Annotated in this window: 28 protein-coding genes and 1 pseudogene; 21 read left to right on the forward strand and 8 right to left on the reverse strand. The window is 71.9% G+C overall.

Annotation, left to right across the window (positions count from 1 at the left end; genetic code table 11):
* Positions 1-98 precede the first annotated feature (98 nt).
* The 4 genes from ettA (at position 99) to ACFY1S_RS21990 (ending at position 3681) form a co-directional block, all read left to right on the forward strand.
* A complete protein-coding gene (gene ettA, locus ACFY1S_RS21975) occupies positions 99-1775 on the forward strand; it encodes an energy-dependent translational throttle protein EttA (RefSeq protein WP_364373553.1) in 1677 nt (558 codons plus the stop codon).
* Between the two features lie 12 nt (positions 1776-1787).
* Complete coding sequence (locus ACFY1S_RS21980; protein ID WP_139585602.1) at positions 1788-2234, forward strand: thioesterase family protein; 447 nt, start codon at positions 1788-1790, stop codon at positions 2232-2234.
* Positions 2231-2965, forward strand: a complete 735-nt coding sequence (locus ACFY1S_RS21985) for a hypothetical protein (RefSeq protein ID WP_387120970.1) — start codon at positions 2231-2233, stop codon at positions 2963-2965. The genes ACFY1S_RS21980 and ACFY1S_RS21985 overlap by 4 nt, the downstream gene beginning before the upstream one ends.
* Before the next feature lie 131 nt (positions 2966-3096).
* Positions 3097-3681: a YbjN domain-containing protein gene (locus ACFY1S_RS21990; RefSeq protein ID WP_357990570.1), complete on the forward strand. Its 585-nt coding sequence runs from the start codon at positions 3097-3099 to the stop codon at positions 3679-3681.
* 34 nt (positions 3682-3715) lie between these two features.
* Here the strand turns inward: ACFY1S_RS21990 and ACFY1S_RS21995 are convergent, their stop codons facing one another.
* The 3 genes from ACFY1S_RS21995 to ACFY1S_RS22005 form a co-directional block, all read right to left on the reverse strand.
* Positions 3716-4144 (reverse strand): globin, encoded by a 429-nt coding sequence (locus tag ACFY1S_RS21995; RefSeq protein WP_387120973.1) that lies wholly within the window; start codon positions 4142-4144, stop codon positions 3716-3718.
* 75 nt (positions 4145-4219) lie between these two features.
* On the reverse strand, positions 4220-5593 hold the full coding sequence (locus ACFY1S_RS22000) for an MFS transporter (RefSeq protein WP_387120976.1): 1374 nt from the start codon (positions 5591-5593) through the stop codon (positions 4220-4222).
* Positions 5594-5825: 232 nt separating this feature from the next.
* Positions 5826-6884 (reverse strand): mechanosensitive ion channel family protein, encoded by a 1059-nt coding sequence (locus ACFY1S_RS22005; protein ID WP_387120979.1) that lies wholly within the window; start codon positions 6882-6884, stop codon positions 5826-5828.
* Positions 6885-7148: 264 nt separating this feature from the next.
* Here ACFY1S_RS22005 and ACFY1S_RS22010 point away from each other — a divergent pair, with 264 nt between their 5' ends.
* Positions 7149-7685, forward strand: a complete 537-nt coding sequence (locus ACFY1S_RS22010; RefSeq protein WP_074313833.1) for an HNH endonuclease — start codon at positions 7149-7151, stop codon at positions 7683-7685.
* A 24-nt stretch (positions 7686-7709) separates the two neighbouring features.
* Here the strand turns inward: ACFY1S_RS22010 and ACFY1S_RS22015 are convergent, their stop codons facing one another.
* Entirely contained in the window at positions 7710-8018 is a 309-nt protein-coding gene (locus tag ACFY1S_RS22015) for a DUF6194 family protein (protein ID WP_387121128.1), read from the reverse strand.
* On the opposite strand from ACFY1S_RS22015, the pseudogene ACFY1S_RS22020 reads away from it, so the two are divergent.
* A pseudogene (locus ACFY1S_RS22020) lies at positions 7968-8159 on the forward strand (MerR family transcriptional regulator); the annotation flags it as partial. The gene ACFY1S_RS22015 and the pseudogene ACFY1S_RS22020 sit on opposite strands and share 51 nt — an antisense overlap.
* Here the strand turns inward: ACFY1S_RS22020 and ACFY1S_RS22025 are convergent.
* From ACFY1S_RS22025 to ACFY1S_RS22035, 3 genes are all read right to left on the reverse strand, one after another.
* Complete coding sequence (locus ACFY1S_RS22025; protein ID WP_387121131.1) at positions 8105-8878, reverse strand: class F sortase; 774 nt, start codon at positions 8876-8878, stop codon at positions 8105-8107. The pseudogene ACFY1S_RS22020 and the gene ACFY1S_RS22025 overlap by 55 nt on opposite strands.
* Positions 8879-8953: 75 nt before the next feature.
* Positions 8954-9475, reverse strand: a complete 522-nt coding sequence (locus ACFY1S_RS22030) for a hypothetical protein (RefSeq protein WP_387120982.1) — start codon at positions 9473-9475, stop codon at positions 8954-8956.
* A 195-nt stretch (positions 9476-9670) separates the two neighbouring features.
* On the reverse strand, positions 9671-10111 hold the full coding sequence (locus ACFY1S_RS22035; RefSeq protein WP_387120985.1) for an Lrp/AsnC family transcriptional regulator: 441 nt from the start codon (positions 10109-10111) through the stop codon (positions 9671-9673).
* Positions 10112-10259: 148 nt separating this feature from the next.
* On the opposite strand from ACFY1S_RS22035, the gene ACFY1S_RS22040 reads away from it, so the two are divergent.
* From ACFY1S_RS22040 to ACFY1S_RS22105, 14 genes are all read left to right on the forward strand, one after another.
* The gene (locus ACFY1S_RS22040; protein WP_387121134.1) at positions 10260-11162 is read left to right on the forward strand and encodes a tryptophan 2,3-dioxygenase; all 903 of its coding nucleotides are present in this window, start codon (positions 10260-10262) and stop codon (positions 11160-11162) included.
* Between the two features lie 14 nt (positions 11163-11176).
* Positions 11177-12457 carry a kynureninase gene (gene kynU, locus ACFY1S_RS22045; protein WP_387120988.1) on the forward strand — a complete coding sequence of 427 codons (1281 nt, stop codon included), beginning with the start codon at positions 11177-11179 and terminating at the stop codon, positions 12455-12457.
* Positions 12454-13791 (forward strand): FAD-dependent oxidoreductase, encoded by a 1338-nt coding sequence (locus ACFY1S_RS22050; RefSeq protein ID WP_387120991.1) that lies wholly within the window; start codon positions 12454-12456, stop codon positions 13789-13791. The genes kynU and ACFY1S_RS22050 overlap by 4 nt, the downstream gene beginning before the upstream one ends.
* A gap of 23 nt (positions 13792-13814) precedes the next feature.
* The gene (locus ACFY1S_RS22055; protein WP_387121137.1) at positions 13815-15296 is read left to right on the forward strand and encodes a 2-hydroxymuconic semialdehyde dehydrogenase; all 1482 of its coding nucleotides are present in this window, start codon (positions 13815-13817) and stop codon (positions 15294-15296) included.
* A gap of 20 nt (positions 15297-15316) precedes the next feature.
* Positions 15317-16114, forward strand: a complete 798-nt coding sequence (locus ACFY1S_RS22060) for a 2-keto-4-pentenoate hydratase (RefSeq protein WP_387120994.1) — start codon at positions 15317-15319, stop codon at positions 16112-16114.
* Positions 16111-17046, forward strand: a complete 936-nt coding sequence (locus ACFY1S_RS22065) for an acetaldehyde dehydrogenase (acetylating) (RefSeq protein WP_387120997.1) — start codon at positions 16111-16113, stop codon at positions 17044-17046. The genes ACFY1S_RS22060 and ACFY1S_RS22065 overlap by 4 nt, the downstream gene beginning before the upstream one ends.
* Positions 17043-18143, forward strand: a complete 1101-nt coding sequence (gene dmpG / locus ACFY1S_RS22070) for a 4-hydroxy-2-oxovalerate aldolase (protein ID WP_387121000.1) — start codon at positions 17043-17045, stop codon at positions 18141-18143. Before ACFY1S_RS22065 ends, dmpG begins: the two co-directional genes overlap by 4 nt.
* Positions 18144-18201: 58 nt before the next feature.
* On the forward strand, positions 18202-18975 hold the full coding sequence (locus ACFY1S_RS22075) for a 2-keto-4-pentenoate hydratase (protein WP_387121003.1): 774 nt from the start codon (positions 18202-18204) through the stop codon (positions 18973-18975).
* Positions 18972-19394: a RidA family protein gene (locus ACFY1S_RS22080; protein ID WP_387121006.1), complete on the forward strand. Its 423-nt coding sequence runs from the start codon at positions 18972-18974 to the stop codon at positions 19392-19394. The genes ACFY1S_RS22075 and ACFY1S_RS22080 overlap by 4 nt, the downstream gene beginning before the upstream one ends.
* Positions 19391-19915 (forward strand): 3-hydroxyanthranilate 3,4-dioxygenase, encoded by a 525-nt coding sequence (locus ACFY1S_RS22085; RefSeq protein WP_151491805.1) that lies wholly within the window; start codon positions 19391-19393, stop codon positions 19913-19915. Before ACFY1S_RS22080 ends, ACFY1S_RS22085 begins: the two co-directional genes overlap by 4 nt.
* Positions 19915-20916, forward strand: a complete 1002-nt coding sequence (locus tag ACFY1S_RS22090) for an amidohydrolase family protein (protein WP_387121010.1) — start codon at positions 19915-19917, stop codon at positions 20914-20916. Before ACFY1S_RS22085 ends, ACFY1S_RS22090 begins: the two co-directional genes overlap by 1 nt.
* A 134-nt stretch (positions 20917-21050) precedes the next feature.
* Positions 21051-22514 carry an amidase gene (locus ACFY1S_RS22095; protein ID WP_387121013.1) on the forward strand — a complete coding sequence of 488 codons (1464 nt, stop codon included), beginning with the start codon at positions 21051-21053 and terminating at the stop codon, positions 22512-22514.
* Between the two features lie 72 nt (positions 22515-22586).
* The gene (locus ACFY1S_RS22100) at positions 22587-22883 is read left to right on the forward strand and encodes a hypothetical protein (RefSeq protein WP_357990690.1); all 297 of its coding nucleotides are present in this window, start codon (positions 22587-22589) and stop codon (positions 22881-22883) included.
* Positions 22870-23277 carry a DUF5130 family protein gene (locus ACFY1S_RS22105; protein ID WP_357990619.1) on the forward strand — a complete coding sequence of 136 codons (408 nt, stop codon included), beginning with the start codon at positions 22870-22872 and terminating at the stop codon, positions 23275-23277. Before ACFY1S_RS22100 ends, ACFY1S_RS22105 begins: the two co-directional genes overlap by 14 nt.
* Positions 23278-23341: 64 nt before the next feature.
* Here the strand turns inward: ACFY1S_RS22105 and pepN are convergent, their stop codons facing one another.
* Entirely contained in the window at positions 23342-25891 is a 2550-nt protein-coding gene (gene pepN, locus ACFY1S_RS22110) for an aminopeptidase N (RefSeq protein ID WP_387121017.1), read from the reverse strand.
* A 224-nt stretch (positions 25892-26115) separates the two neighbouring features.
* Between pepN and ACFY1S_RS22115 the strand changes: the two genes are divergently transcribed.
* On the forward strand, positions 26116-26742 hold the full coding sequence (locus tag ACFY1S_RS22115) for a disulfide bond formation protein DsbA (protein ID WP_387121020.1): 627 nt from the start codon (positions 26116-26118) through the stop codon (positions 26740-26742).
* Positions 26743-26803 lie beyond the last annotated feature (61 nt).

The following is a 26803-nucleotide window of genomic DNA, read 5'->3' on the forward strand; positions in this document are numbered from 1 at the left end:
CGCGCGGCCGGCTCCCGGCCGGCGGCGGCGGGTGGAGGTCCGAGCCCGCGCCGCGCCGCCGATCAGGCGACAGCAAACCGACGGAGGTAGCCCGCACCGTGGCCCAGTACATCTACGTCCTGGAAAAGGCGCGCAAGGCGCACGGCGACAAGGTCGTGCTCGACAACGTGACGCTGAGCTTCCTGCCGGGGGCCAAGATTGGTGTGGTCGGCCCGAACGGCGCCGGTAAGTCCAGCCTCCTCAAGATCATGGCAGGGCTGGACAAGCCGAGCAACGGCGAGGCCCGGCTCATGCCCGGCTACACAGTCGGCATGCTCGCCCAGGAGCCTCCGCTCAACGACGCCAAGACCGTGCTCGGCAACGTCGAGGAGGCGGTCGCCGAGACCAAGGCCAAGCTGGAGCGGTTCAACAAGATCGCCGAGCAGATGGCGACCGACTACTCCGACGAGCTGATGGAGGAGATGGGTCGGCTCCAGGAGGAGCTGGACCACGCCGACGCGTGGGACATCGACTCCAAGCTCGAACTGGCGATGGACGCGCTGCGCTGCCCGCCGCCGGACGCCGACGTGACCCAGCTCTCCGGTGGTGAGCGCCGCCGGGTGGCGCTCTGCAAGCTGCTCCTGGAGGCCCCCGACCTGCTGCTGCTCGACGAGCCCACCAACCACCTGGACGCGGAGAGCGTCTCCTGGCTGGAGCAGCACCTGGCCAAGTACGCGGGCACCGTCATGGCGATCACCCACGACCGGTACTTCCTGGACAAGGTGGCCGGCTGGATCCTGGAGCTGGACCGGGGCCGGGCCATCGGCTACGAGGGCAACTACTCCACCTACCTGGAGAAGAAGGCCGCCCGCCTGGCCGTCGAGGGTCGCCGCGACGCGAAGATGAAGAAGCGCCTCACCGAGGAGCTGGAGTGGGTCCGCTCCAACGCCAAGGCCCGGCAGACCAAGTCCAAGGCCCGCCTGGACCGGTACGACGAGATGGCCACCGAGGCGGAGAAGACCCGCAAACTGGACTTCGAGGAGATCCAGATCCCGCCGGGCCCGCGCCTGGGCAGCACGGTGATCGAGGCGCAGGGCCTCAGCAAGGGCTTCGGTGACCGGCTGCTGATCGACAACCTGTCGTTCTCGCTGCCCCGCAACGGCATCGTCGGCATCATCGGTCCGAACGGCGTCGGCAAGACCACGCTGTTCAAGACCATCGTCGGGCTGGAGGAGCCGACCGCCGGCGAGGTACGGGTCGGTCCGACCGTCTCGCTGTCGTACGTCGACCAGAACCGGCAGGGCCTGGACGGCGACAAGACCGTCTGGGAGGTCGTCTCCGACGGGCTGGACTACCTGATGGTGGGCAAGGTCGAGATGCCGTCGCGTGCGTACATCGCCGCGTTCGGCTTCAAGGGACCGGACCAGCAGAAGCCGACGAAGGTGCTCTCCGGTGGCGAGCGCAACAGGCTCAACCTGGCGCTGACCCTGAAGATCGGCGGCAACGTCATCCTGCTCGACGAGCCGACGAACGACCTGGACGTGGAGACGCTCTCCAGCCTGGAGAACGCGCTGCTGGAGTTCCCCGGCTGCGCCGTGGTCATCTCCCACGACCGGATGTTCCTGGACCGGGTCGCCACGCACATCCTGGCCTGGGAGGGCGACGACCAGGACCCGGCCAAGTGGTTCTGGTTCGAGGGCAACTTCGAGGCGTACGAGAAGAACAAGATCGACCGCCTCGGCGCGGAGGCCGCCCGGCCGCACCGGGTGACGTACCGCAAGCTGACCCGCGACTGACCGGCCGAGACGGTGTCTGACCGGTTCGTCTACCACTGCACACTGCGCTGGTCCGACCTCGATGCGTACGGCCACGTGAACAACTCGCGCTTCCTCACCCTGTACGAGGAGGCGCGGGTGGCGTTGATGTTCGCCGGCGGCCGGGCCTGGGGGGTGGGCTCGTTCGCCGACGGTGTGGTGATCCGCCGGCACGAGGTCGACTACCTGCGCCCCGTCGACTACGCGCTGGGTCGGGCCACCGCGGAGGCGGCACCCACCGTCCGGATCGAGCTGTGGGTCGAGGAGATCAAGGCTTCCCGCTTCACCGTCGCCTACGAGCTGTACGACGGCGACGTGCTCGCCAGCCGGGCCCGTTCGGTGCTTGTGCCGTTCGACCTGACGCGTCAGGTGCCCCGGCGGATCACCGCCGAGGAGCGGGACTTCCTGCTGACGTACGCCCCGCAGGGCGGCGGGGCGTGACCCGGCCGGGCACGGAACCGGGCCGGGTGGCCTCGGCGGCGCACGGCCTCACCGGCGCGGTCGACGCCGGCGCGTTCCTGGCCCGGCTGGTCCGACTCGACCCGGCCGCGCCGGTCCGGCTGCGTCCGGCCGGCGCGACCGGGCGCGTCGCGCTCTGGGCGCGGCTGCCGTGGCAGGTGCTCGTGGTGCGGACGGTGGCCGGCGGCCCGGCCGACGGCGTCGCCGACGACGACGTCACGGTGGCCGCCGCCGAACTGCTGGCCGAGCTGGAACGCGGCGGTACGTCGTTGCCGACGCGTCGGGACGCGCAGTGGCGGTGGCCGCTCCCGCCGGCGCGCAGCAAACCGGTGGAGGTGCTGCCCGCCGCCGAGCTGCGGCGGATCGCGGACGCCGCGGCGGGCACCCTGCGGACGGCGAGCGAGCAGGGTGTGGCCGGCCGGGCGGTCGGTCAGCGTGCCCTGCGGGACGCGCTGCTGGATCACGTCGCGGTGGTGGTCACGCCCGACGGGCCGCCCGCGCCGTCGGTGGAGGTGTCGCAGCGGCTGGTGCAGGGGCTGGTCCGGATGGGCTTCCTCGGCGCCGCCGGCCCGGGCACCGCCGTGGACGAGCCGGCCGTACAGGTGCGGGTGGCCGGCCGTTGGGTCGGCCTGGTGGGACCATACGGAGCGGCCTGGTTGCAGAAGGCCACCGATCTCGCCGTAACACCCCTCATGACTCGTCCGAACGGATGACCCCGGCTCATTCTTCTGGGCTGGGGCGGTCGTTGGGGGGGTGCTTCAACTCGGCTGTCCGGGTACCGTCCATCCTCGGATCCAACGCACCGTAGGCGACTGGATCCGCTGGGGAGTGAGGTGCGCGAGCGATGCCGTGGTGGTCATGGCGCCCCGGTCCCGCCGACGGCGGCGATCCGGAAACCCGAAGCGGGATCACAGTGGAGAGCGCGGTCCGGGTCGGACCGCCAAGCCCCCGCCAGCCGGGGGACGACTGCCCGTCCAATGAGCGGCCCGTGCTGACGGAGATGCCCGCCACCGTCGAGCCGGTCAGCCTGCGTCGGGTCTGCGACGCACTCGACCTGCTCGACGTCCGGTACCTGGCCGACGGCGACGGCAACCTGTTGGCCATGTGGGAGCGGCACGCCGTCCTGGTCGCCCTGGAGGGGCCGGAGGACGAGATCCTGGTGATGCGGGCCCGCCCGCACGCCACCGTCCCACCGGACTGGGCCGACCGGGCCTACCGGGTGGTCAACGAGTGGAACCACACACGCCGGTTCTGCAAGGCGTACATCGGCGACCCGACCGAGCGCGGGCAGCTGCCGATCTACGCCGAGCTTCAGGTGCCACTCGGCGCCGGCACCCACGACGCGCTGCTCGTCGAGATGCTCGACTGCGGCGCGGCGGTGGCCACCAGCTTCGTGGACTGGCTGCACGACGAGGGCGCTCTGCTCTGAGGCGCCGCGCGGGCCTGGTGTCCGGCCGGGGCCGTCAGGCGGGCTCGGCCGGGTCGTCCATGGCGTTGACCATGAAGTACGCGGCCCGCTCCAGGTAGTCCCAGAGCGCACCGGCGATCTCCGGCTCCAGGTCGAGCCGGTCCACGGCGCGGCGCATGTGCAGCAGCCAGGCGTCCCGCTCGGCCACGCCGATCCGGAACGGGGCGTGCCGCATCCGCAGCCGCGGGTGGCCCCGCTGGGTGGAGTACGTGTTCGGCCCACCCCAGTACTGCATGAGGAACAGGGTCAGCCGGTCCGCGGCCGGCCCCAGGTCCTCCTCGGGGTACATGGGTCGCAGCAGGGGGTCGGTGGCGACACCGACGTAGAACTCGTCCACCAGCTTGCGGAAGGTGGGCTCGCCGCCGACCGCTTCGAAGAGGGTCATCGACGCAGCGGGACGGTCGGATTCACCTGCGGGGTTCACCGTTCCATCCTGCCAGGTGCGCCCCGCACCGGCCGGACCCGTACGCCGTGCGTCGGATCACGCCCGGCCCGTACGTCAGCTCAGGGCGTGCCGGCGGCGGCCCGTGCCCGTCTGGGGGTCGGCGGCAGACGTGCCGCCGGAGGGACGGTCGCCCTGGTTCGCCGCCTGTTCGGCGTTGGCCGCGACCGCCGCCGCTATCGTGCTGTCCACCGTCTGCCGGTCCGGCCAGCGCAGCGAGGCCACCAGCATCAGCAGCACCCCGGCGGCGCTCCACAGGCCTACCACCAGCGGGATCGAGAAACGGTCGGCGAGCAGGCCGGTGACGAGCACCGCGACCCCCTGGATGACCTGGACCCCGGTGGCCATCACACCGAAGGCGCGTGCCCGGAACTCGGCGGGCAGGGCCTGGACGAACAGGCCGTTGGCCATCGGCAGCATGCCCGCGACCGCGAACCCGCAGAGCGCGGCGAGCAGCGCCACCACCGGTGGCGCCGGGTTGAGCAGTGCCGGCACCAGCGCCAGCGGGGCGAGGACGGCAAGTGGCCGCATCAGGGCCCGCCGCCGGGACGGGCCGAACAACCTGCTCACGAGCAGCCCGCCGAGGATGAACCCCACCGGGTTGGCCACCATGATCAGAGCCTGCGCGAGGCCCTCGTCCATGCCGCCGCCGTCCTGGTTGGCCCAGCCCGCCGCCAGCCCCTCCGGGACGATGGAGAAGAGCATCGCGCTGAACACCAGCACCGCGATGGCCCGCAGCACCGGCGTGCCGAACACGATCTGGAACCCCTGGGTGGTCTCCCGCAGCAGGTGGCTGCGGTGGGCGCTGGTCATCACGGGGGCCCGGTCCCGGACGCCGAAACGCACGAGCAGCGCCGAGGCGGCGAACGTCGCCGCGTTGATCAGCAGTGCGAGGGCCGGGTTGACCGCGGCGACGGCCGTGCCGAGCAGGTAGCCGAGGACCTGCGCGGCCTGCCCGACGCTGCTGTTCAGCGACAGGCCGACCACCAGCCGGTCGCCGGCGAGGATCTGCGGCATCAGGGCGGACTTCGCCGCCTGGCTCGGCGGGTTGGCCAGCGTGGCGGCGAAGATGAGCACGAGCACCGCCTGGACCGGCAGGCCCGGGATGGCGATGAGCAGCATCAGCGTCATCCGGATCAGGTCACACGCGACCATCACCCGCCGGTACGGGTACCGCTCGGCGAGCGCAGCGAGCAGGGGGCCACCGAGCAGCCACGGCAGGAAGCTAACGGCGAAGGCGGCGGCGGAGAGCGCGACGGACTCGGTCTGCTGGTAGACGAGAAGGGTGACGGCGGCCTTCGCCACGTAGTCACCGATCCACGAGAGGGCACCGGCCGCGAAGACAGCCCGGAAGTCGCGCTGGGCGAACACTTCGCGAAATGTGGCCGGGCCTTCCGCGGAAGGTCGCTCGTCGGGCACCGTCGCCTCCATCGGCTCCCGGCGCACCGCTCGTGGCAGCCGGCCGGGAACACTCGTCAGATCTACGGATCAGCGAGGATGTGACCACGCTCCGGCGGGAACGCGTGCACCGAATTCTGCCCGATCGTCTGACAACTAGCTAGGGCGAACGGCTCGTTCGTCGCATCCCCGACTGAACGAACGGACGATACCTGAGGGGCCGGGCGGACCGCGACCCCTGTATCGACCGGACAGGCCGTCCCGGTCAGGTGGCGCCGCCCTGACCGGTCTCACCCTCGGGAAGCGGCCGGCTCGGTACGCCGGGATAGATGCGGGCAGCGGCGATCTGGGCGGTGATCCCCGAGTTCTCCAGCGCCTCGGCAAGCCGCCGGCGCAGCTCCCGGCCCACCGCGAACTGCCCGTCGGCAGTCGTCTTCACCACCGTCCGGATCACCGCGCCGTCCACAGTCATCTGCTCGACGCCCAGCACCTCGGGCGCCTCGACGATCTCCGGCGACAGCTCCGGGTCCATCGCGATCGACGCGGCCGCGGTCCGCAGCACGGCGGTGGCCTCCTCGGTGCTGCTGAACCCGATCGGGAGGTCCACCACCACCAGGGCCCAGCCCTGGCTCTTGTTGCCCACCCGGATGATCTCGCCGTTGCGGATGTACCAGAGCACGCCCCGTCCGTCGCGGACCGTCGTGACTCGCAGTCCGACCGACTCCACCACACCCGTCGCCTCGCCCAGGTCGACGTTGTCGCCCACGCCGTACTGGTCCTCGATGAGCATGAACAGACCGGCGATCAGGTCCTTGACCAGGCTCTGCGCGCCGAAGCCCAGCGCGACGCCGACGATTCCGGCGCTGGCCAGCAGCGGGGCCAGGTCGAAGCTGAACTCGCGCAGGATCATCAGCAGCGCGATCCCGAAGACGAACGCCGTGGTGAGGCTGCGCAGCACCGAGCCGATGGCCTCGGCCCGCTGCCGCCGTCGCTCCGGTACGAACTCGGCCGGGTCGACAGCGGCGGTGGGCACCCGCTCGCGCAGCGGCCGCAGCATCGTCGGCACCGCGCCGTCGGTGGTGGTCCGCACCAGCCGGTTGATCGTCCGGTGCAGCGCCCAGCGGGCCACCATCGCCACGACCAGGATCAGCAGCACCCGCAGCGGCTTGAGCAGGATCCAGTAACTGCCCTCGGCGAACCATTGCGACCGGGTGAGCTCGTAGATGAACTCGCAGGAGGAACTGCCCTGACAGTTCACCGACCCGACGGTGGACAGGGCGAGGGGCATCACGCTGGCGGCACTCACCCTGTCTTCGTACCGCAACGAACCGGACCGCCAGTCGCCGACCCACCGGCGGGTGACGTGCCGCCGACGGCGGCACCGGAACGGGGCGAACCGGCCATCCTGACAGGTGCGGTAGAGAGCTTCATGTCCGGCCCCGGATTAGTGCGTGCAATCCGGGGTCCGATCAGGGACTATTGGCGCAACGGACGTCGGTGATCGGCCGGCGTCGACCGTGTGGGTCGTCATGCCCGACCCCGGTCGACGGCGGTACGCAGCAGCCGCTGAACCGGGAGGGTGAGCGCGATGCCTGACATACGACCCACGGTGGGCTCCGGCGCGCTTGTCCTCAACGCCACCTACGAGCCGCTGTGTGTCGTGTCGGTGCGTCGAGCCGCGATCCTCGTGCTGTCCGCGAAGGCGGTCTGCGTCGCCGACGGGGACGGCATCCTGCACAGTGCCCGCGACGCGCTCCCGGTGCCGTCGGTGGTCCGGCTGACCCGTTTCGTCCGCGTTCCGTACCGCACGCACGTCGGGCTGTCCCGCCGGGCGATCTTCGCCCGGGACGGCTGGCGGTGCGCCTACTGCCGGGGCCCGGCCGAGACGATCGACCACGTGTTCCCGCGCAGCCGGGGTGGCCGGCACGCGTGGGAGAACGTGGTGGCAGCGTGCGCCCGCTGCAACCACACGAAGGGCGACAAGACCCCCGCCGAGCTGGGCTGGCGGCTGCACGCGCTGCCGGCCGCGCCGAAAGGGACTGCGTGGCGGGTCCTCGGGCACCGCGCTCCGGACCCGCGCTGGGCCGACTGGCTCGACCTGCGCGAGCCCGAAGCGGCCGCCTGACCGCACCCGCTCCGGCCCTGGCGTTCAGTCCCGCCGGTCGGCGGCCCGCCGCGTGGCGCGCTCGTGACGGTCGACCGCCCGTCCGTACGCGATGGCGAGGAGCCTGTCGATCTCGGGCAGCGTCTGCGGGCCCGGCATCACGATCCCGGCGAAGCCGTGCAGCGCGTAGCCCGGGTGCGGCGTGAGAGTGTCCAGCCGGGCGTGGTCGAAGTCGTCCCGGTGCTCCTCGAACGCCTTCGGCGCGAAGCCGAACGCCCTTTCGAACTCGACCCGGCCCAGGTCCGGGTGCGGGACGCGGGCGGCGCCGAACCGCTCGCCGCGTCCCTCGGGCAGTGGCGCCTACGGCTCACCTGGCGTGGCCGGGCCATGCTCACCGGGGCCGCCCGGCTCGCCGAGTACGTCGACGCCGTCGCGGACGCTCACCCTCCACGGGCCTTGACCAGCGAGGCGAAGACCACGACATTGTCCGAGTAGCCGGTCTCCCCGCCGACCCAGCGACCGCCACAGGTGATCAGGCGCAGGCTCGGGCGGCTGAAGTCGCCGTACACCTCGTCCACCGGCAGTCGCCCCTTGTCGAAGCGCTGCACCGAGTCCACCTCGAAGACCGCCACGCTGTGGTCGGTGCGCGTCACCTCGATCCGGTCACCGGAGCGCAGCTCACGCAGTTGGTGGAACACCGCCGGACCGGTCGTGGTGTCGACGTGGCCCACGATCACCGCGGGGCCGTACTGCCCGGGTGTGGGGCCCTGGTCGTACCAGCCGGCCTCCTGGGCGCGGGCCGCGTCGGGCACGGCGATTGTGCCGTCGGCGGCGATGCCCACGTCGTGCACAGGCGCCCGCAGGTCGATCGTGTCGATGCTGAGGCTCACCGGGTGGCTGGCCGGCAGGACCGGGAACTTCTTCGGCGGTGGCCGCAGGCCGGCGCTGAGCCGGTCGGGCAGGATGCTGACCCCGGTGACCTGCTCGACGCCGAGCATCGCCACGATCAGCACCATCAGCCCCGCGATGGCCAGCACCGGCAGTCCCGGTCCGGTGCCGAACCGGCCGCGCAGCAGCGGCGGTGCGGCAGTCCGCGTCGGCGGCAGCGGCCGTGCGGCCGGGTCGGTGGTGGCGACACTCGCCGACACGGCCTGCCCGGCGACCCGGCGCAGCCGGCGCGACGCGCGGGCCACCAGCCGGCCGGACGCGCGCAGCGCCGGCCCGGCCCGGAAGCGGGCGCGGCGATCCGACCGCGTACGCGCGGATCTGCGGGTCATCGTTGGTCCGGCTCAGGAGCCGGCTCCGGCCCGGCGCCGTCCGCCCGCCACGCCGAGCGCCACCGCGGTGGCCACCAGGGCCACGCCGCCGAGCACCAGCAGGGAGCCCGTGCCCCGGCCCCCGGCGGTGCCGCCGCCCCCGGTCGCCGGTCCCTTGCTGGGTGAGGCCATGTTCAGCACGGTCAGCATCGTGGAGGCCGTCTGGCCGTTCTGGCAGCGCAGGTCGACCGGGTAGTCACCCGGTTCCTTGTTGCCCGGCACGGTGACCTCGCCCTTGAGGAAGCCGTTGTCCGGTCTGAGCATCACGTGCCCGAACGCGTCGGAGTGCACGTTGGCCTGGCGTTCGTTGTTGTTGTCGCAGCTCGCGCGGATCGTGACCCGGCTGCCGGCCGGGACGCTGTTAGGTGTCACCTCGACGAAGGTGTTCTCACCGGCGCGTGCCGGCGTGACCGTCATCAGGACGAACGCCGCGACCAGCCCGACAAGTGTCAGTGCGGACGAGAGCGTGCGGTTGATCGTGCGGATTCCCTGCATGATTTCCCCCCAACCGGCGACGACCGCCGGAACCCTCCCCTGGGCACGCGCCTGCTTTCCCCCCACCCAGCCCCCAAACCCCGCCCGACCTCGCCCCGGCCCCGCGCGATCTTGCACTTTCCGCCTCGACGAACGTGGCAGGAGAGGACACATGGGCGACAGCATGTGCGAGATCGGCGCGTGCAGGGGGTGGGGTCAGGGGGTTTGGGGGGTCAGGGGGTGCCAGGTCAGGGGGGAGGAGAGGACCATGGTGCTCGACGGTTGGCCGTACGGGGCGAGTCTGTCGATGACTCTCTCGAACTCGCCGATGGAGCCGGCGGCCACCTTCAACATGCTGCACGCGTCCCCGGTGATCCGGTGGATCTCCAGGATCTCCGGCCAGCCGGCCACCGTCGGGTCGTGCAGAATGCAGCGCGCCCCGTAGCAGGACATCCGGATCATCGCGACTACGGTGCGGCCGGCCCGGGTCAGGTCGACGTGGGCGTGGTACCCGGTGATCACACCGGACTCCTCGAGCCGGCGGACCCGCTCCGCGACCGCAGGTGGGGACAGGTGCACCCGCCGCGACAGCTCGCTGAAGGAGAGCCGCGCGTCGGCCTGCAGCTCGCGCAGCAGCGCCCAGTCCATGTCGTCCACGCTCAGACCTTACTTTCGTGAACTCGACTCGCCTAGCTGCCTTTGGCTTGCCAGCCAGAGCCCCTTCAGCGCCGTTGATCCGGCATTCCGTAGGCCGATCCGACCGCGGGATCATGATGTCGGCCAGTCCGGGGGAGGGAGAACGATGGTGGATCAGACGGAGCGGCGGGCGCCGAACCGCCCCGCCACGGTGCGACCGGTGACCCCGAGGCAGCGGGCCGCCCGGGCCGCCCGCAACGGGGGCGAGCCGACGCTCGAGTTCGCCGAGCGCGTGCCGTACGACGCGTACGTGCAGGCCAGCACCCTGCACCAGTTGCAGCAACCGCTCAGCAGCGACCCGGGCGAGATGTCCTTCCTCATGGTCAGTCAGATCATGGAGCTGTACTTCGGGTTGACCTGCCACGAGCTGCGGGAGACCCAGCGCCTGCTCCGCGCCGACCAGGTGTGGGACGCGCTGGCACCGCTGCGCCGCGCCGCCCTGCACCTGGAGGGGCTGAACGCCGCCTGGCAGGGCCTGCGGTGGATGACCCCCGCCGACTTCAACAGGTTCCGCAACCTGCTCGGTGAGGGCTCCGGTTTCCAGTCGGCCATGTACCGGCACCTGGAGTTCCTGCTCGGGCTCCGCGACCCGGCGCTGATCCGGCCGTTCCGCAGGCAGACCGAGGTGCACGCCGCGCTGACGGCGGCGCTCGCCGCCCCCAGCCTCTGGGACGACGTGGTCGCGCTGCTCGCGCGGCGTGGGTTCGACGTCCCCGCCGACCTGCTGGGAAGGGACGTGGCGGTGGAGCACGACAGGCACCCGTCGGTCGAGGCGGCGTGGGTGCGCATCTACGCGGACCCGGGCCCGGACAACCACCTGCGGCTGCTCGGCGAGGCGTTGAGCGGTGTCGCCGAGGAGTTCGGCGACTGGCGGTGGAGTCACGTGAAGGCGGTTCAGCGGACAATGGGCGCCAAGGTCGGCAGCGGCGGCTCCGCCGGGCTGGCCTGGTTGCAGCGCAGCATGTCCCGGGTGGTCTTCCCGGAGCTGTGGTCGGCCCGTACCGCGATGTGACCGGAGAGCGAGACATGCACACCCCACCACAGGAGGCACTTCGCCTCGACGAGACCGACCCGGGCCACCGGCACCTGTTCCATGTGCCGCCTGCCGACGGCGGCGACCACCCCGAGGCGGCGTACCTGGCCGGCAACTCGCTCGGCCTGCAACCCAGGGCCACCCGCGACGAACTCCTTGCCGACCTGGACGCCTGGCAGCGGCTCGGCGTCGAGGGGCACCTGGAGGCGCAACGGCCGTGGCTGCCGTACCACGAGCTGTTGACGGTGCCGGCCGCCCGACTGGTCGGCGCCCGGCCCGCGGAGACCGTGGTGATGAACTCGCTCACGGTCAACCTGCACCTGCTGATGGTGAGTTTCTACCGCCCGGCGGGGGCCCGCACCCGCATCGTCATCGAGGATTCCGCGTTCCCCTCGGACAGCTACGCGGTACGCAGCCAGGCCCGGTTCCACGGCCTGGACCCGGACGACACAGTGGTGCGGCTGCGCCCGCGCGACGGCGAGGACGCGCTGCGCACCGAGGACGTGACCGACTACCTGGCCGCCGAGGGTGACCGGGTGGCGCTGGTGCTGCTCGGCGGGGTCAACTACCTGACCGGCGAGCTGCTGGACATCCCGGCGATCACGGCCGCCGGCCGGGCGGCGGGTGCGGTGGTCGGCTGGGACCTGGCGCACGCGGTGGGCAACGTTCCGCTGGAGCTGCACGACTGGGACGTCGACTTCGCCGCCTGGTGCTCCTACAAGTACCTGAACTCCGGGCCGGGCGCCCTGGCGGGCGTCTTCGTGCACGAACGGCACCTCGGCGACGGGGACCTGCCCCGCTTCGAGGGCTGGTGGAGCACCGCGGCGGCGACCCGGTTCGAGATGACGCCCGTGTCCCGGCCACCGGCCACCGTGGAGGCCTGGCAGATCTCCAACCCGCCGATCTTCGCGATGGGTCCGGTGCGTACCTCGCTGGAGCTGTTCGACACGGTAGGGATGACCGCGCTGCGCGCCCGCAGCCAGCGGCTCACCGGCTGGTTGGAGTGGCTGCTCGACGAGGTCACCGCCGGCCGGCCGCTGCGCGTGGTCACCCCGCGCGACCCGGCCCGGCGCGGTTGCCAGCTCTCCGTGCGCATCGGCTCCGGCAGCGCCGCCGAGCTGACCAAACGCCTCCGGTACGAGCACGGCGTCATCGCCGACGCCCGCGAACCGGACGTCGTCCGGTTCGCCCCGGTGCCTCTCTACTCCACGTACCTCGACTGCTGGCGGGCCGCCGCCGCGCTCGCCGCGACGGTGGGGCAGGTGACCTCATGACCGCCCGGCCCGACGAGATCGCGATCATCGGCGCCGGGTTGGCCGGTTGCCTGGCCGCCTGCTTCCTGGCCCGGCGTGGCTACCCGGTGGCCCTGTACGAACGGCGGCCCGACCCTCGTACCGGCACTGCCGAGCGGGGCCGCTCGATCAACCTGGCGCTCTCCGAGCGCGGGCTGGACGCGCTGCGCCGGATCGGCCTGGCCGAGCAGGTGATGGCCGACGCGCTGCCGATGCGCGGCCGGATGATCCACCCGGTGCAGGGGGAGCCGCAGTTCCAGTCGTACAGCGCGGGCGGTGACCGGGCCATCAACTCGATCAGCCGGGGCGCGCTGAACAACGCGTTGCTGGACGCGGCCGCCGCGCTGCCCGGGGTCCGGATCGTCTTCGACCACCGGCTGGTCGGGCTCGACCCGTCCGACGGCGCGCTGAGCTTCGAGACCCCGCAGGGCACCGTCGACGCCAAGGCGTCCGTGGTGCTGGGCGCCGACGGCGCCGGCTCGGTGGTACGCGGGCAGTTGCTGGCGTCCGGGCTGCTGCGCGAGAGCGTGGACTTCCTCGACTACGGCTACAAGGAGCTGACGATCCCGCCGCTGGGCGGGGACTTCGCCCTGGAGGAGGACGCGCTGCACATCTGGCCGCGCGGCACCTCGATGATGATCGCGCTGCCCAACCCGGACCGCTCCTTCACCTGCACGCTGTTCTGGCCCAACGAGGGCGCCGGCAGCTTCGCGGCCCTGGACAATCCGCTGGCGATCGAACGGCACTTCGCCGAGCACTACCCGGACGTGGTTCCGCTGGCCCCGTCCCTCGTCGACGACTACCAGCACAACCCGGTAGGCGTGCTCGGCACGGTCCACTGCATCCCCTGGCAGGTGAACGGCACTGTCGGCCTGCTCGGCGACGCGGCGCACGCGATCGTGCCGTTCTACGGCCAGGGCGCCAACTGCGCCTTCGAGGACGTGGTCGAGCTGGACCGCTGCCTCGACGAGTGCGCCGACGACTGGGCGGCGGCGCTGCCGCTGTTCCAGCGGCGCCGCCAGGAGAACGCGGAGGCCATCGCCCAGATGGCGCTCACCAACTTCGTGGAGATGCGCGACAAGGTCGCCTCGCCGGTCTTCCAGCTCCGCCGCAGGGTCGAGCACGCACTGGAACGGGCACTGCCCGACCGGTACGTTTCGCAGTACGAGCTGGTGTCCTTCTCCACCACCCCGTACGCCGAGGTGCGCCGCCGGGTGCGCCGGCAGCACGCGGTGCTCGGCGCGGTCGCCGGCGGTGCCGCGCTGCTGCTGATCGGCGCCGTCGGTGCGGCACTGAGCCGAGGGAGGCGCCCATGACCGGCACCTGGGATCCACGGCTGATGGCCGGCCACCCACCGTCCGGGCCGCGACTGTTACCCAACTTCGTCGGCGGCGAGTTCGTCGACGGTGGGTCGACGTTCACCAAGGCCAGCCCGGTCACCGGCCAACCGGTGTTCGAGGTGGTCGAGGCATCGACCTCCACCGTGGACGACGCGGTCGCCGCCGCCCGGGCCGCGCTGCGCGGGCCGTGGGGCCGGATGGGGGAGCGCGAGCGCGCCGAGGTGCTGCGCCGGGTCGCCGACGAGCTGGAACGCCGCTTCGACGACCTGGTGACCGCCGAGGTCGCCGACACCGGCAAGTCCATCGCCCAGGCCCGCACGCTTGACATCCCGCGCGGCGCGGCGAACTTCCGGGCGTTCGCGGAGATCGTGGCGACCGCACCCACCGAGTCGTTCACCACCGTCACGCCGACCGGCGGCAGGGCGCTGAACTACGCGCTGCGTAAACCGGTGGGCGTGGTCGCGGTCATCGTGCCGTGGAACCTGCCGCTGCTGCTGCTCACCTGGAAGGTCGCCCCGGCACTGGCCTGCGGCAACGCCGTCGTGGTCAAACCCAGCGAGGAGACTCCCGCCTCGGCGACCGTGCTCGCCGAGGTGATGGCCGCCGCCGGCGTACCGGCCGGGGTGTTCAACCTCGTGCACGGCTTCGGACCGGACTCGGCAGGCGAACACCTCACCAGGCACCCGGGCGTGGACGCGATCACCTTCACCGGCGAGTCGGCCACCGGCGGCGCGATCATGCGGGCCGCCGCCGACGGGGTGAAGGCGGTCAGCTTCGAGCTGGGCGGCAAGAACGCCGGCCTGGTCTTCGCCGACGCCGACCTGGACGCCGCGGTGGCCGGGTCGGTGCGGTCCAGCTTCACGAACGGCGGGCAGGTGTGCCTCTGCACCGAACGTATCTACGTGCAGCGGCCGGTCTTCGAGGAGTTCACCGCCCGACTGGCGAAGCGGGCGGGCGAGCTGGCGTACGGCTGGCCGACCGACGAGGCCACCGCCGCCATGCCGCTGATCTCCCACCAGCACCGGGCCAAGGTGCTCGGCGCGTACGAGCTGGCCCGGTCCGAGGGCGCCGAGGTGCTGACCGGGGGCGGCACGCCCACCTTCGGCGACGCCCGCGACGGCGGGTCGTACGTGCAGCCGACAGTGCTCACCGGGCTCGGCCCGGACGCCCGTACCAACCGCGAGGAGATCTTCGGCCCGGTGGTGCACGTCGCGCCGTTCGACACCGAGGACGAGGCGTACGCCCTCGCCAACGGCACCGAGTACGGCCTGGCGGCGACGGTGTGGACCAGGGACGTGGGGGTCGCGCACCGGGCCGGCGCCCGGCTGGACGCCGGCATCGTCTGGGTGAACACGTGGTTCCTGCGTGACCTGCGCACCCCGTTCGGCGGGGTGAAGGCGTCGGGCATCGGCCGTGAGGGCGGCGTGCACTCGCTGAACTTCTACTCCGAACTCACAAACGTCTGCGTGGACCTGTCGTGAGCCCCAGCGAGGGAGCGGGTATGGAAGCTGACATCGAGGCCGCCAACCGGGAGTTGGCCGACGCCCGCAGCACCGGCAAGCCGTGCCCGCCGCTGCGCGGCCGGCTGCTGCCCGAGGGGGACGTCGAGTCCGCGTACCGTGTGCAGCAGCTCCAGGCGCGGGCCTGGCAGGGCCGTGGCGAACGCCGCGTCGGCGCGAAGATCGGGCTGACGTCCCGTGCGGTGCAGGAGACCTTCGGGGTGTTCCAGCCGGACTTCGGGATGCTCACCGACGCCATGGCGGTCGGCGACGGGGTCGAGGTGCCCATCGACCGGCTGCTCCAGCCGCGGGTCGAGGCGGAGATCGCGTTCGTGCTCGACAAGGACCTGGCCGACCCGCAGATCACCACAGTCGACCTGATCCGCGCTGTCGACCACGTGCTGCCGGCCATCGAGATCGTCGACTCGCGGATCGCCGGGTGGGACATCTCCATCGTGGACACCGTCGCCGACAACGCCTCCAGCGGGCTGTTCGTGCTCGGCACCACGCCGCGCCGGCTCGCCGACGTCGACCTGCGGCTGTGCGGAATGGTGCTGGAGCACGCCGGTGAGCCGGTCTCGGTGGGCGCGGGAGCGGCCTGCCTCGGCAACCCGCTGCACGCCCTGCACTGGCTGGCCAGCACCCTCGCGCGCGCCGGCGACCCGCTGCGCGCCGGTGACGTGGTGCTCTCCGGGGCGCTCGGCCCGATGGTGCCTGTCACGCCCGGGGCGGCGTACGAGGCCCGGATCTCCGGTCTCGGCTCGGTACGGACATCCTTCAGCGACAGGGGCGGCCAGTGACCACTGACGTGGCAGTGCTGGGGTCGGGAAACATCGGCACCGACCTGATGATCAAGGTGTTGCGGCTCAGCGACAGCCTGCGGATGGTGGCCATGGCCGGCATCGACCCGGCCTCCGACGGCCTGGCCCGCGCCCGGCGGCTCGGCGTGGCCACCACCGCCGAGGGCGTCGAGGGGCTGGTCGCGATGCCCGAGTTCGCCGACGTCGAGCTGGTCTTCGACGCCACCTCCGCCGGCGCGCACCGCCGCCACGACGAGGTGCTGCGCGCGCACGGCCGCACGGTCGTCGACCTGACGCCGGCCGCCATCGGCCCGTACGTGGTGCCCCCGGTCAACCTCGACGAGCACCTGCACGAGACGAACGTCAACATGGTGACCTGCGGCGGACAGGCGACAGTGCCGATCGTGGCCGCCGTACGCCGGGTCACCCCCGTGGCGTACGGGGAGATCGTCGCGTCGATCGCCTCGAAGTCGGCGGGGCCCGGCACCCGGGCCAACATCGACGAGTTCACCGAAACCACGGCGCGGGCCATCGAGGTGGTCGGAGGGGCCGAGCGGGGCAAGGCCATCATCGTGCTCAACCCGGCGGACCCGCCGCTGCTGATGCGCGACACTGTCTACTGCCTCTGCCCGGACGCGGACGCCGACACCGCCGCCATCGCCGCCTCGGTTGCCGACATGGTCGCGACGGTCCAGGAGTACGTCCCCGGCTACCGGCTCAAGCAGGACGTGCAGTTCGACCGGGTGCGGGCGTACCTGCCGACGCTCGGACGGCAGCTCACCGCGTTGCAGGTGTCGGTCTTCCTGGAGGTCTCCGGTGCCGGGCACTACCTGCCGGCGTACGCCGGGAACCTCGACATCATGACCTCCGCGGCCCTGCGTACCGCCGAGCGGCTCGTCGCCCTGCGCTCTCCGGAGGTGGCCGCGTCATGACCGACCTGTACATCCAGGACGTGACGCTGCGCGACGGCATGCACGCCATCGCCCACCGGTACACGGTCGAGCAGGTGCGCACCATCGCCGCCGCGCTGGACGCCGCAGGGGTGGCCGCCATCGAGGTGGCGCACGGCGACGGGCTCGCCGGTTCCAGCGTCAACTACGGGCACGGGGCGGCCAGCGACGCCGAGTGGATCTCCGCCGCCGCCGAGGTGCTCACCACGGCGAAGCTGACCACGCTGCTGTTGCCCGGCATCGGCACCATCGCCGACCTGAGGGCTGCCAAGGCGCTCGGGGTGACGAGCGTCCGCATCGCCACCCACTGCACCGAGGCGGACATCTCCGCCCAGCACATCTCCTGGGCGCGGGAGAACGGCATGGACGTGGCCGGGTTCCTGATGATGTCGCACATGAACGACCCGGCGGGGCTCGCCGGGCAGGCCAAGCTCATGGAGTCGTACGGGGCGCACTGCGTCTACGTCACCGACTCCGGCGGTCGGCTGCTGATGTCCGACGTGGCGCAGCGCGTCGACGCGTACCGGCAGGTGCTGGAACCGCAGACGCAGATCGGCATCCACGCCCACCACAACCTGTCCCTCGGCGTCGCCAACAGCGTCCTCGCCGTCGAGCACGGCCGGATCTCCGGGTCGACACCCGTCGGCCCGGACGCGCCCCACGGCCGGACGGTGCGCGTCGACGCCTCGCTCGCCGGCATGGGCGCGGGCGCAGGCAACGCGCCACTGGAGGTCTTCGTGGCGGTCGCCGAGCTGCACGGCTGGAAGCACGGCTGCGACGTGTTCGCGTTGATGGACGCCGCCGACGACATCGTCCGCCCGTTGCAGGACCGGCCGGTCCAGGTCGACCGGGAGACGCTCTCCCTGGGGTACGCCGGGGTCTACTCCAGCTTCCTGCGGCACGCCGAGCGGGCCTCGGCGAAGTACGGGGTGGACGTCCGGTCGATCCTGGTCGAGCTGGGCCGGCGCCGGATGGTCGGCGGCCAGGAGGACATGATCGTGGACGTGGCACTCGACCTGGCCGGCGCAGAGGCCGGTGCGCGAGCCCCGCAGTCGCGAACGGAAGGTGGCTCAGTGTGAGCGCGAGGAGTGAGCCGGGTTTGCGAGCCCCGCAGTCGCGAACGGAAGGTGGCGCAGCATGATCGGACCGGACATCGCGGGGATCGCCGAGAAGCTGGGCGCGGCAGCCGACACGGCCACCGCGATCCCGCAGCTCGCCGCCGAGACCGGCCTCGACGTGGACGCCGCGTACGCCGTGCAGGCCGCCCTGATCCAGCGCCGGGTGACCGTGGGCGAGCGGGTGGTCGGGCTGAAGATGGGCCTCACCAGCAGGGCGAAGATGGGCCAGGTCGGCGTGGACGAGGTGATCTGGGGGCGGCTCACCAACGCGATGCGGGTGCCCGACGGGGGCGCTGTCGACCCGGCCGCGTACATCCATCCCCGGGTCGAGCCGGAGGTGGCGTTCCTGCTGGACCGGCTGCCCGAGCCAGGTGAGCCGGTGGGCGACTTCGCCACTGCGGTCCGCGCGGTCGCCCCGGCCATCGAGCTGATCGACTCCCGGTACGCGGACTTCCGCTTCTCGCTGCCGGACGTGATCGCCGACAACACCTCGGCCGCCGCGTTCGTGGTCGGGCCGTGGTCGCCGGTGCCGGCCGGTCTGGACAACCTGGGCGTGCTGCTGGAGGTCGACGGTCGGGTGGCGCAGGTCGGCTCGACGGCGGCGATCCTCGGCGACCCGCGCCGGGCGCTCGACGAGGGCATCCGGCTGGCCGGTCGGCACGGGGTGCGGCTCGAATCCGGCTGGGTCTTCCTGGCCGGCGCCGCCACCGCCGCCGTTCCGCTGCGTCCCGGCGCGCATGTCCGTGCCGTCGTCGAGAAGCTCGGCACGGCCTCCCTGCGGGCGTCGGCGTGACCGCCCGGGTGGTGCCCGGCAAGGCCGTGCCTCGGGGGGCTTTTCCGCACGTCAAGGTCGCGGGTGGGTTCGTGTTCGTCTCCGGTACGTCGTCGCGGCGGCCGGACAACAGCTTCGCGGGTGTGTCGGTCGACGAGTTCGGCACCACGAACCTCGACATCCGGGCGCAGACGCGGGCCGTGATCGAGAACATCGGCGACCTGCTGCGCTCGGTCGGCGCGGACCTCACCGATCTCGTCCAGGTGACGTCGTACCTGGTCAACATGAACGACTTCGGTGGTTACAACGAGGTCTGGGCGGAGTTCTTCGACGCGTCCGGGCCGACCCGCACCACGGTGGCGGTGCACCAGCTGCCGCACCCGCACCTGCTCATCGAGATCCAGGCCGTGGCCCTTCTTCCCTCGGGAGGTCAGTCGTGAGTGAGATCGCCGAGCCGTTCAGCTTTCCGGGCTGGATCGCCGACAACCAGCACCTGCTCAAGCCGCCGGTCGGCAACAAGGAGATGTTCCCCGGCGGGGACGACTTCATCGTGATGGTGGTGGGCGGGCCCAACCAGCGCACCGACTTCCACGTCGACCCGTACGAGGAGTTCTTTTACCAGGTCAAGGGCAACATGCACATCAACCTGATGACCCCGGAGGGTCCGCGTACGGTGCACGTGCGCGAGGGTCAGATGTGGATGCTGCCGCGCAACACCCCGCACTCGCCGCAGCGCCCCGAGGCCGGCTCGATAGGTGTGGTCGTCGAGCGGGTCCGCGAGGAGGGCACCCTGGAGACCTTCCAGTGGTACTGCCCCGAGTGCGGGCACAAGGTGCACGAGGTGGAGTTGCAGGTCCGCGACATCGCCGCCGACCTGCCGCCGGTGTTCCAGGCGTTCTACGCCGACGAGGCGGCGCGTACCTGCGCCAACTGCGGCACCCTGCACCCGGGCAAGGGCTGATGCCCGCAGGCCTGGTCGACGTGCACACGCACGTCGTGCCCAGGGGGTGGCCGGACCTCGACGCCGCGTGCGGTGGGTCCGGCTGGCCCTGGTTGCGGGTGGACTCCGAGCGCGCCGCCATGATCATGGTGGGGGAGGTGGAGTTCCGCCCGGTCGGCGCCGAGTGCTGGGACGCGTCCCGCCGCCTGGCCGACATGGACGCCGACGGCGTGGCCGTGCAGGTCGTCTCACCGACTCCTGTCTTCTTCAGCTACGACCGACCGGCCGACCAGGCCGTGAAGGTCGCCCGGATCTTCAACGACCTGACCCTGGAGGTCACCGCCGCCGGCGGTGACCGGCTGGTGCCGTTCTGCCAGGTGCCGTTGCAGGATCCGGACGCCGCCTGCGCCGAACTGGACCGCAGCCTGGCCGCCGGGCACGTGGGCGTGGAGATCGGCAACCACGTCGGCGACCGGGACCTGGACGACGCCGGCGTGGTCACCTTCCTCACGCACTGCGCCGAGGTGGGGGCGCCGATCTTCGTCCACCCCTGGGACATGCCGGGCGGCCCGCGACTGGACCGCTGGATGGCCCGTTGGCTCACCGGGATGCCCGCCGAGACGCACCTGTCGGTGCTGGCGATGATCCTCGGCGGCGTCTTCGACCGGGTGCCGGAGACGCTGCGGATCTGCTTCGCGCACGGCGGCGGCAGCTTCCCCTTCTGGCTGGGTCGCGCCGACAACGCCTGGCACCGCCGTGGCGACCTGGTCCGGGGTGCGTCCGCCGCCCCGCCCAGCAGCTACGTCGACCGGTTCAGCGTCGACTCGGTCGTCTTCACGCCACCGGCGCTGCGGCTGCTTGTCGACACCATGGGGGAGGACCGGGTGCTGGTGGGCAGCGACTACCCGTACCCGCTTGGCGAACGCCCGGCCGGCGCGGTGGTTCACGCGGCCGACTTCCTCACCGACGCCCAGCGCGACAAGCTCCTGACCACCAACGCCCTGCGCTTCCTGCACGGCTGAGCGTCTCCGCCACCAGATCGTGGACAGTTTCCGTCCGCCGCCGACGGAACTGTCCACGATCTACGGGTCGAGCGGGCGGGAAGTCCGGCGTGTGTCGGACGCTTGGGGCCCGTCCCGGCGGGCAGGATGAGGGCATGGCCGAGCCGCACGACCTGACCGCGTTGGAGCAGGCCGCCGCGATCGCCCGCGGCGAGCTGACAAGCGCCGACCTGGTCGAGTACTCCCTGAGCAGGGTGGCCGCGCTCGGCGACACAGTGGGCGCGTTCGTCACCGTCACACCGGACCTCGCCCGGGAGGCCGCCCGTGCGGCCGACGCCGTGCCGGTCGGGGAGCGCGGGCCCCTGCACGGCGTGCCGACCGCGATCAAGGACCTGACGCTTACCGCCGGGGTCCGCACCACCTTCGGTTCGGCAGCCTTCGCCGACTTCGTGCCGCCGGTCGACGCCGACGTGGTCCGGTTCATCAAGGCCGCCGGTCTGGTCAGCCTCGGCAAGACCACCACCTCCGAGCTGGGCTGCTCGCTCTACTCGGAGGGCCGCGTCGCGCCGCCGGCCCGCAATCCGTGGCAACTGGCGTACACCGCCGGTGGTTCCAGCGGCGGCGCGGCGGCGGCGATCGCGGCCGGCCTCGTCCCGGTCGCCCAGGGCTCCGACGGCGGCGGATCGTTGCGCATCCCGGCGTCGCTCTGCGGCCTCGTCGGCTACAAGCCCAGCCGTGGCCTCGTCTCCGGTGGGCCCGTCGGCTCCGGCGCGTTCGGCCTGCCGACCAGCGGCCCACTCGGACGGACCGTCGCCGACGTCGCCGCGCTGCTCGACGTCATGGCCGTGCCGGTGCCTGGCGAGCCCTACCTGTCGCCCCCCGCGCCGCCGGACGGCTTCCTGGCCGCCGCCCGCCGGGCCGCGCCCGGCCGACTGCGGATCGGCCGGTTCATCACCCCGATGCTCGCCGACGAGCCCGTCCACCCCGACTGCGTCGCCGCCGTGGACCGGGCCGCCGCGCTGCTCACCGCGGCGGGCCACGAGGTGGTCGAGGTGCCAGCGCCCCTCGGGCCCGATGCGTGGCCACTGTTCGAGATCATCTGGTACGTGCTGGCGCTCTCCCCGCTGCCCCCGCAGCGGGAGGCGGAGCTGCTGCCGTTGACCCGGCTGCTGCGCGCCAGGGGCGCCGACATCTCCGCCGGCACGCTCGCCGCCACCCTCGGCGAGTTGCAGGGTCAGGTCCGCCTCGGTGCCCGCCGCACCGCCGGCTGTGACCTGCTGCTCTGCCCCACCCTTGCCGTCCCGCAGGCGCCGGTGGGCTGGTTCACCGCCGACGGAGACCCGGCGGCCGACTTCGACAGGCAACGCCGGTTCTCGCCCTACTGCGCCATCTTCAACGTCACAGGCGATCCCTCCGTCTCCCTGCCGCTGGGCACCACCACCGACGGTCTGCCCGTCGGGGTGCTGCTCACCGGCCGGTACGGCGACGACGCGCGCCTCATCGCGACCGCTGCGCAACTGGAGAACTCCAGTGGCGGATGGGATCGGCACCCCGCAATCTGGCGGGCCGTCGACTCCGCTAACGTGAATGGAGACGGAGTCGACAGGTCGACGTCATGATCGTCCATCCGACCCGAGTGTTCGAGGTCCTTCTTCCGCCTGGGGGCGTTGGGATTGTCTGTTACCGAGACGTTGCTGATCTTCGTCGGCATCCCGGCGGCCGCAGTGCTGGTCATCGCCGGCCTGGCGTACGCGGGTAGCCGTGGTGGTGCCACCGGCGGTGGCGGTGGCGCGAAGCGCTACCGCCCGGGCCGACCCTTCGACTTCACGCCGGTGTGGTTCCTGGGCCGCCCGGAGCAGCTGGCCGACTCGGCCGGCACCGCGCTGACGGCGGGCGCGCAGGCGCCCGCGCTGACCAGCAGCAAGCTTGAGCAGGCCAGCGTCGAGGCGCCGGCCGGGGGAACCGGAGGCGCAAGTGACCGTTGGTGAGAAGCAGGCCGGGTCGGAAAATCCGCCCGAGGTGCTCGACGGACCGTTCTCCACCCGTCAGCTGCTACGCATCGACGAAGCCCTGCGGCTGGCCGACCAGGGCACCGGCCTGGTGTTCTCGGTGTTCGTCGGCGGTCTCGACGAGCCGATCCGTGAGCACGCCCAGCGGCTGCACCGCCAGCTCGCCGACCCCGACAAGTCGGTGCTGATCGCGGTGTCGCCCAACCAGCGCCAGCTGGAGATCGTCACCGGTCGGCACGCCCGCAAGCGCATCCCCGACACGTACGCCAAGCTGGCCGCCCTCTCCATGGTCGGCGCGTTCAGCGGCGGCGACCTGGCCGGTGGCATCATCAACGGCCTCGACCAGCTCGCCAGCCACGCCGGCAAGGGCTGACCCAACCTCGTACGACGAAGCCCGGCCCGCTGAACGCGGGCCGGGCTTCGGTCTGCCTGCCGGGTCAGCTCTGCTGGGCGTCCTTCGCGCGCGCCCGGAGCGCCCGCACCACACCGTCGCGGCCCTCCGCGACCATCCGGCGCAGCGGACCGGGGTGCCCGTCCTCGGCCAGGAACGCGTCGCTGGCCGCCACCGTGTCGTCCTCCACCAGGTACATCGGGTACGCGAGCTGGGCGAACTCCTGCGCCGGCTCGCTGTCCCGGGTGGCCCACACCTGCGCGACGGTCGCGAAGTACCGCTCCCGGTACGGGGCGACCAGGTCCACCTGCGTCGGGTGCGCGAAGCCCTGCAACAGCGCCCGGTGCCGCCAGTTGGGCAGCGCGTCGGGGCCGGTCAGCAACTCCCACACGGCGGCCTTGTTCTCCGCCGTCGGCACCAACGCGTGCGCGTACGCGGCCTCCCGCTCGCCGCTTGCGGTACGGTCACCAGCCAGTTCCGCCTCGATCTCGGCCGGCTCGGCGGCGCCGTTAGCCACCAGTGCGCTGAGCACCGTCCACCGCAGCTCCGTGTCCACGGTCAGGCCCTCCGGCGCGCCGGAGCCGTCCAGCCAGCCGCGCAGCGTCGCCAGGTCGTCCTCGGAGCGGGCCGCCGAGGTGAACGCGCGCGCCCAGGCCAGCTGGAACCCGCTGCCCGGCTCGGCGGCGGCGAGCGCGTCACGGGCCGTACGGGCCAGGTCGGCCCAGCCGGTCGGCGCCCAGGCCGGGTCGGCGTACACGGTGAGCGCCGTGGTCGCCTGTCGCAGCGTGGCGGTGACCAGGTTGATGTCGGTCTCCGCGGGCAGCCCGCTCAGCGTCAGCGCCACGTAGTCGCGGGCGGACAGCTCCGCGTCGCGGATCATGTCCCACGCGGCGGTCCAGCACAGCGCGCGGGCCAGCGACGACTCGAAACCACCGATGTGCTGCACCACGTTCGCCATCGACCGCTCGTCGAGGCGCAGCTTGGTGTAGGTCAGGTCGTCGTCGTTGAGCAGCAGCACGTCGGCGGCGCGGACGCCACGCAGCTCGGGCAGCTCGGTCCGCTCGCCTGTCACGTCCACCTCGTACCGCTCGCGGCGGACCATCCGCCCGTCGGCCAGGTCGTACAGGCCCACACCGATCCGGTGCGTCCGCAGCGTCGGGTACCCGGACGGCGCCTCCTGGCGGACCGCCACCTGCTCGTACGGGCCGTCCACGCCGATGCTCACCTCCGGGCGCAACGTGTTGACCTGCGCGGTCTCCAGCCACTGCGCCGCGAACTTGCGCAACTCCCGGCCGGAGGCCGTCTCCAGCTCGCTGAGCAGGTCGTCGAAGGTGGCGTTGCCCCAGGCGTACTTGCCGAAGTACGCCCGCAGGCCGGCGACGAACGGCTCCTCACCCACGTACGCCACGAGCTGCTTGAGTACGCTCGCGCCCTTGGCGTAGGTGATGCCGTCGAAGTTGACCTCAACGGCCTCCATGTCCGGCATCTCGGTGTAGACCGGGTGGGTGGAGGAGAGCTGGTCCTGCCGGTAGCCCCAGTTCTTGCGGATGGACAGGAACGTCGTCCACGCCTCGGTGAACCGGGTGGCGTGGGTGTTGCACCAGTGGCTGGCCCACTCGGCGAACGACTCGTTCAGCCACAGGTCGTTCCACCAGCGCATGGTGACCAGGTCGCCGAACCACATGTGGGCCATCTCGTGCAGGATCGTGTTGGCCCGCTGCTCGTACTCGTAGTCGGTGACCTGCGAGCGGAACAGGTAGTGCGACTCGGCGTGCGTGACACAGCCGAAGTTCTCCATCGCGCCGGCGTTGAAGTCGGGCACCCAGAGCTGGTCGTACTTGGGCAGCGGGTAGCGCACCCCGAACTTCTCGTGGAAGAAGTCGAAGCCCTGCCTGGTGACCAGGAACAGGTCGTCGGAGTCCAGGTAGGACGCCATCGACGCACGGCAGAACAACCCCAGGTCGATGCCGTCGTGGGTGTCGCGCACCTCGTGGTACGGCCCGGCGCAGAGCGCCGTGATGTAGGTGCTCATCCGGGGCGACTCGGCGAAGTGGAGGGTCTTGAGCCCCTCACCGGCGGCGTCCTCGCTGCGCACCGGCATGTTGGACACCACCCGCCAGTGCGTCGGCACCGTCGCGTGCCAGGTGTAGACGCTCTTCAGGTCGGGCTGGTCGAAGCAGGCGAACACCCGCTGTGCGTCGGCCGTCTCGAACTGGCTGTAGAGGTACGTCTCGCCGTCCACCGGGTCGACGGTGCGGTGCAGCCCCTGCCCGCTTGTCGAGTAGGCGAAGTCGGCGTCGACCACGAGCGTGTTGTCGCTCTGCAACCCGGTGAGGGTCAGGCCCTTCTCGGCCGACCAGTCGGAGAGGTCGACCGGGGTGCCGTTCAGGGTGGCCGAGCGCACCGACTCGGCGGCCAGTTCGATGAACGTGCTCGCGCCGGGCTCGGCACAGCGGAACCGGACCTCGGTCGTGGACCGGAAGGTGCGGCCGTCGGCCGCCAACACGGCGGTCGACAGGTCCAGACTGATGTCGTACCCGGTCACATCGAGCAGATGTGACCGCTCGGTGGCCTCGACCTGCGTCAGGTTGCGCACTCCCGGCACTGTTCGTCTCCATCCCACATTTCGCCGTACGCCCGGCGGCGCCCGTCTGCCGCCCGCTGGTGGCGGCGGTCCGGATCCGAGTCTTCCATGACGGTGCGTCCGGCGGTGGCCGAGGTCACGGTCCCATTCGGGTGCCGACCGGTGGGGCACGGGGCGAAGATTCCCCCAGACGCCGGATCGCCGGCGCATGCACCCCGCCGCGAAGGGATCTCACAGTGACCGATCGCGTCACCGCCGACATGTGGTTCGACCCGGCCTGCCCGTGGGCGTGGATCACGTCCCGTTGGCTGCTCGAGGTCGAGCGGGTTCGTCAGGTGGACATCCGTTTCCACGTGATGAGCCTGGCCGTGCTCAACGACGGCCGAGACGAACTGCCCGAGGAGTACAAGGAGTTCCTGAAGACCGCCTGGGGGCCGGTGCGGATCTGCATCGCCGCCGAGCAGCGGTACGGGACCGACGTCCTGCGCCCGCTCTACACCGCGTTGGGCACCAGGATCCATCTCGGTAAGGAGGAGCGGGGACACGAGCTGTACGTGGCCGCGCTCACCGACGCCGGCCTGGACCCGGCGCTGGCCGAGGCCGCCGACGGCACGGAGTACGACGAGGCGCTGCGGGCCAGTCACGAGGCGGGCATGCGCCCGGTCGGGCAGGACGTGGGCACCCCCGTCGTGCACGCGCCCGGCCCCGACGGCAGCCCCGTGGCGTTCTTCGGTCCGGTGATCACGCCCGCTCCGAAGGGGGAGGCCGCCGGCCGGCTCTGGGACGGTGTCCTGCTGGTCGCCGGCACACCAGGCTTCTACGAGCTCAAGCGCACCCGCGAGCAGGGGCCGATCTTCGACTGATCCGCCTGTGACACGCGCCCCCGTCCGGACACCGTCGGCTGCCCGGGCGGGGGCGTGTCGT

It is taken from the genome of Micromonospora sp. NPDC000663, assembly GCF_042898105.1.
GTDB lineage: Bacteria > Actinomycetota > Actinomycetes > Mycobacteriales > Micromonosporaceae > Micromonospora.

What these genes read in the sequence shown, in the direction of transcription:
- ACFY1S_RS21990 (WP_357990570.1), top strand. Translation starts at nt 3,097, where the DNA reads ATGCCGTGGTGGTCATGGCGCCCCGGTCCCGCCGACGGCGGCGATCCG.
- ACFY1S_RS22000 (WP_387120976.1), bottom strand. Translation starts at nt 5,593, where the DNA reads ATGGAGGCGACGGTGCCCGACGAGCGACCTTCCGCGGAAGGCCCGGCC.
- ACFY1S_RS22010 (WP_074313833.1), top strand. Translation starts at nt 7,149, where the DNA reads ATGCCTGACATACGACCCACGGTGGGCTCCGGCGCGCTTGTCCTCAAC.
- ACFY1S_RS22030 (WP_387120982.1), bottom strand. Translation starts at nt 9,475, where the DNA reads ATGCAGGGAATCCGCACGATCAACCGCACGCTCTCGTCCGCACTGACA.
- kynU (WP_387120988.1), top strand. Translation starts at nt 11,177, where the DNA reads ATGCACACCCCACCACAGGAGGCACTTCGCCTCGACGAGACCGACCCG.
- ACFY1S_RS22050 (WP_387120991.1), top strand. Translation starts at nt 12,454, where the DNA reads ATGACCGCCCGGCCCGACGAGATCGCGATCATCGGCGCCGGGTTGGCC.
- ACFY1S_RS22055 (WP_387121137.1), top strand. Translation starts at nt 13,815, where the DNA reads ATGGCCGGCCACCCACCGTCCGGGCCGCGACTGTTACCCAACTTCGTC.
- ACFY1S_RS22060 (WP_387120994.1), top strand. Translation starts at nt 15,317, where the DNA reads ATGGAAGCTGACATCGAGGCCGCCAACCGGGAGTTGGCCGACGCCCGC.
- dmpG (WP_387121000.1), top strand. Translation starts at nt 17,043, where the DNA reads ATGACCGACCTGTACATCCAGGACGTGACGCTGCGCGACGGCATGCAC.
- ACFY1S_RS22075 (WP_387121003.1), top strand. Translation starts at nt 18,202, where the DNA reads ATGATCGGACCGGACATCGCGGGGATCGCCGAGAAGCTGGGCGCGGCA.
- ACFY1S_RS22090 (WP_387121010.1), top strand. Translation starts at nt 19,915, where the DNA reads ATGCCCGCAGGCCTGGTCGACGTGCACACGCACGTCGTGCCCAGGGGG.
- ACFY1S_RS22095 (WP_387121013.1), top strand. Translation starts at nt 21,051, where the DNA reads ATGGCCGAGCCGCACGACCTGACCGCGTTGGAGCAGGCCGCCGCGATC.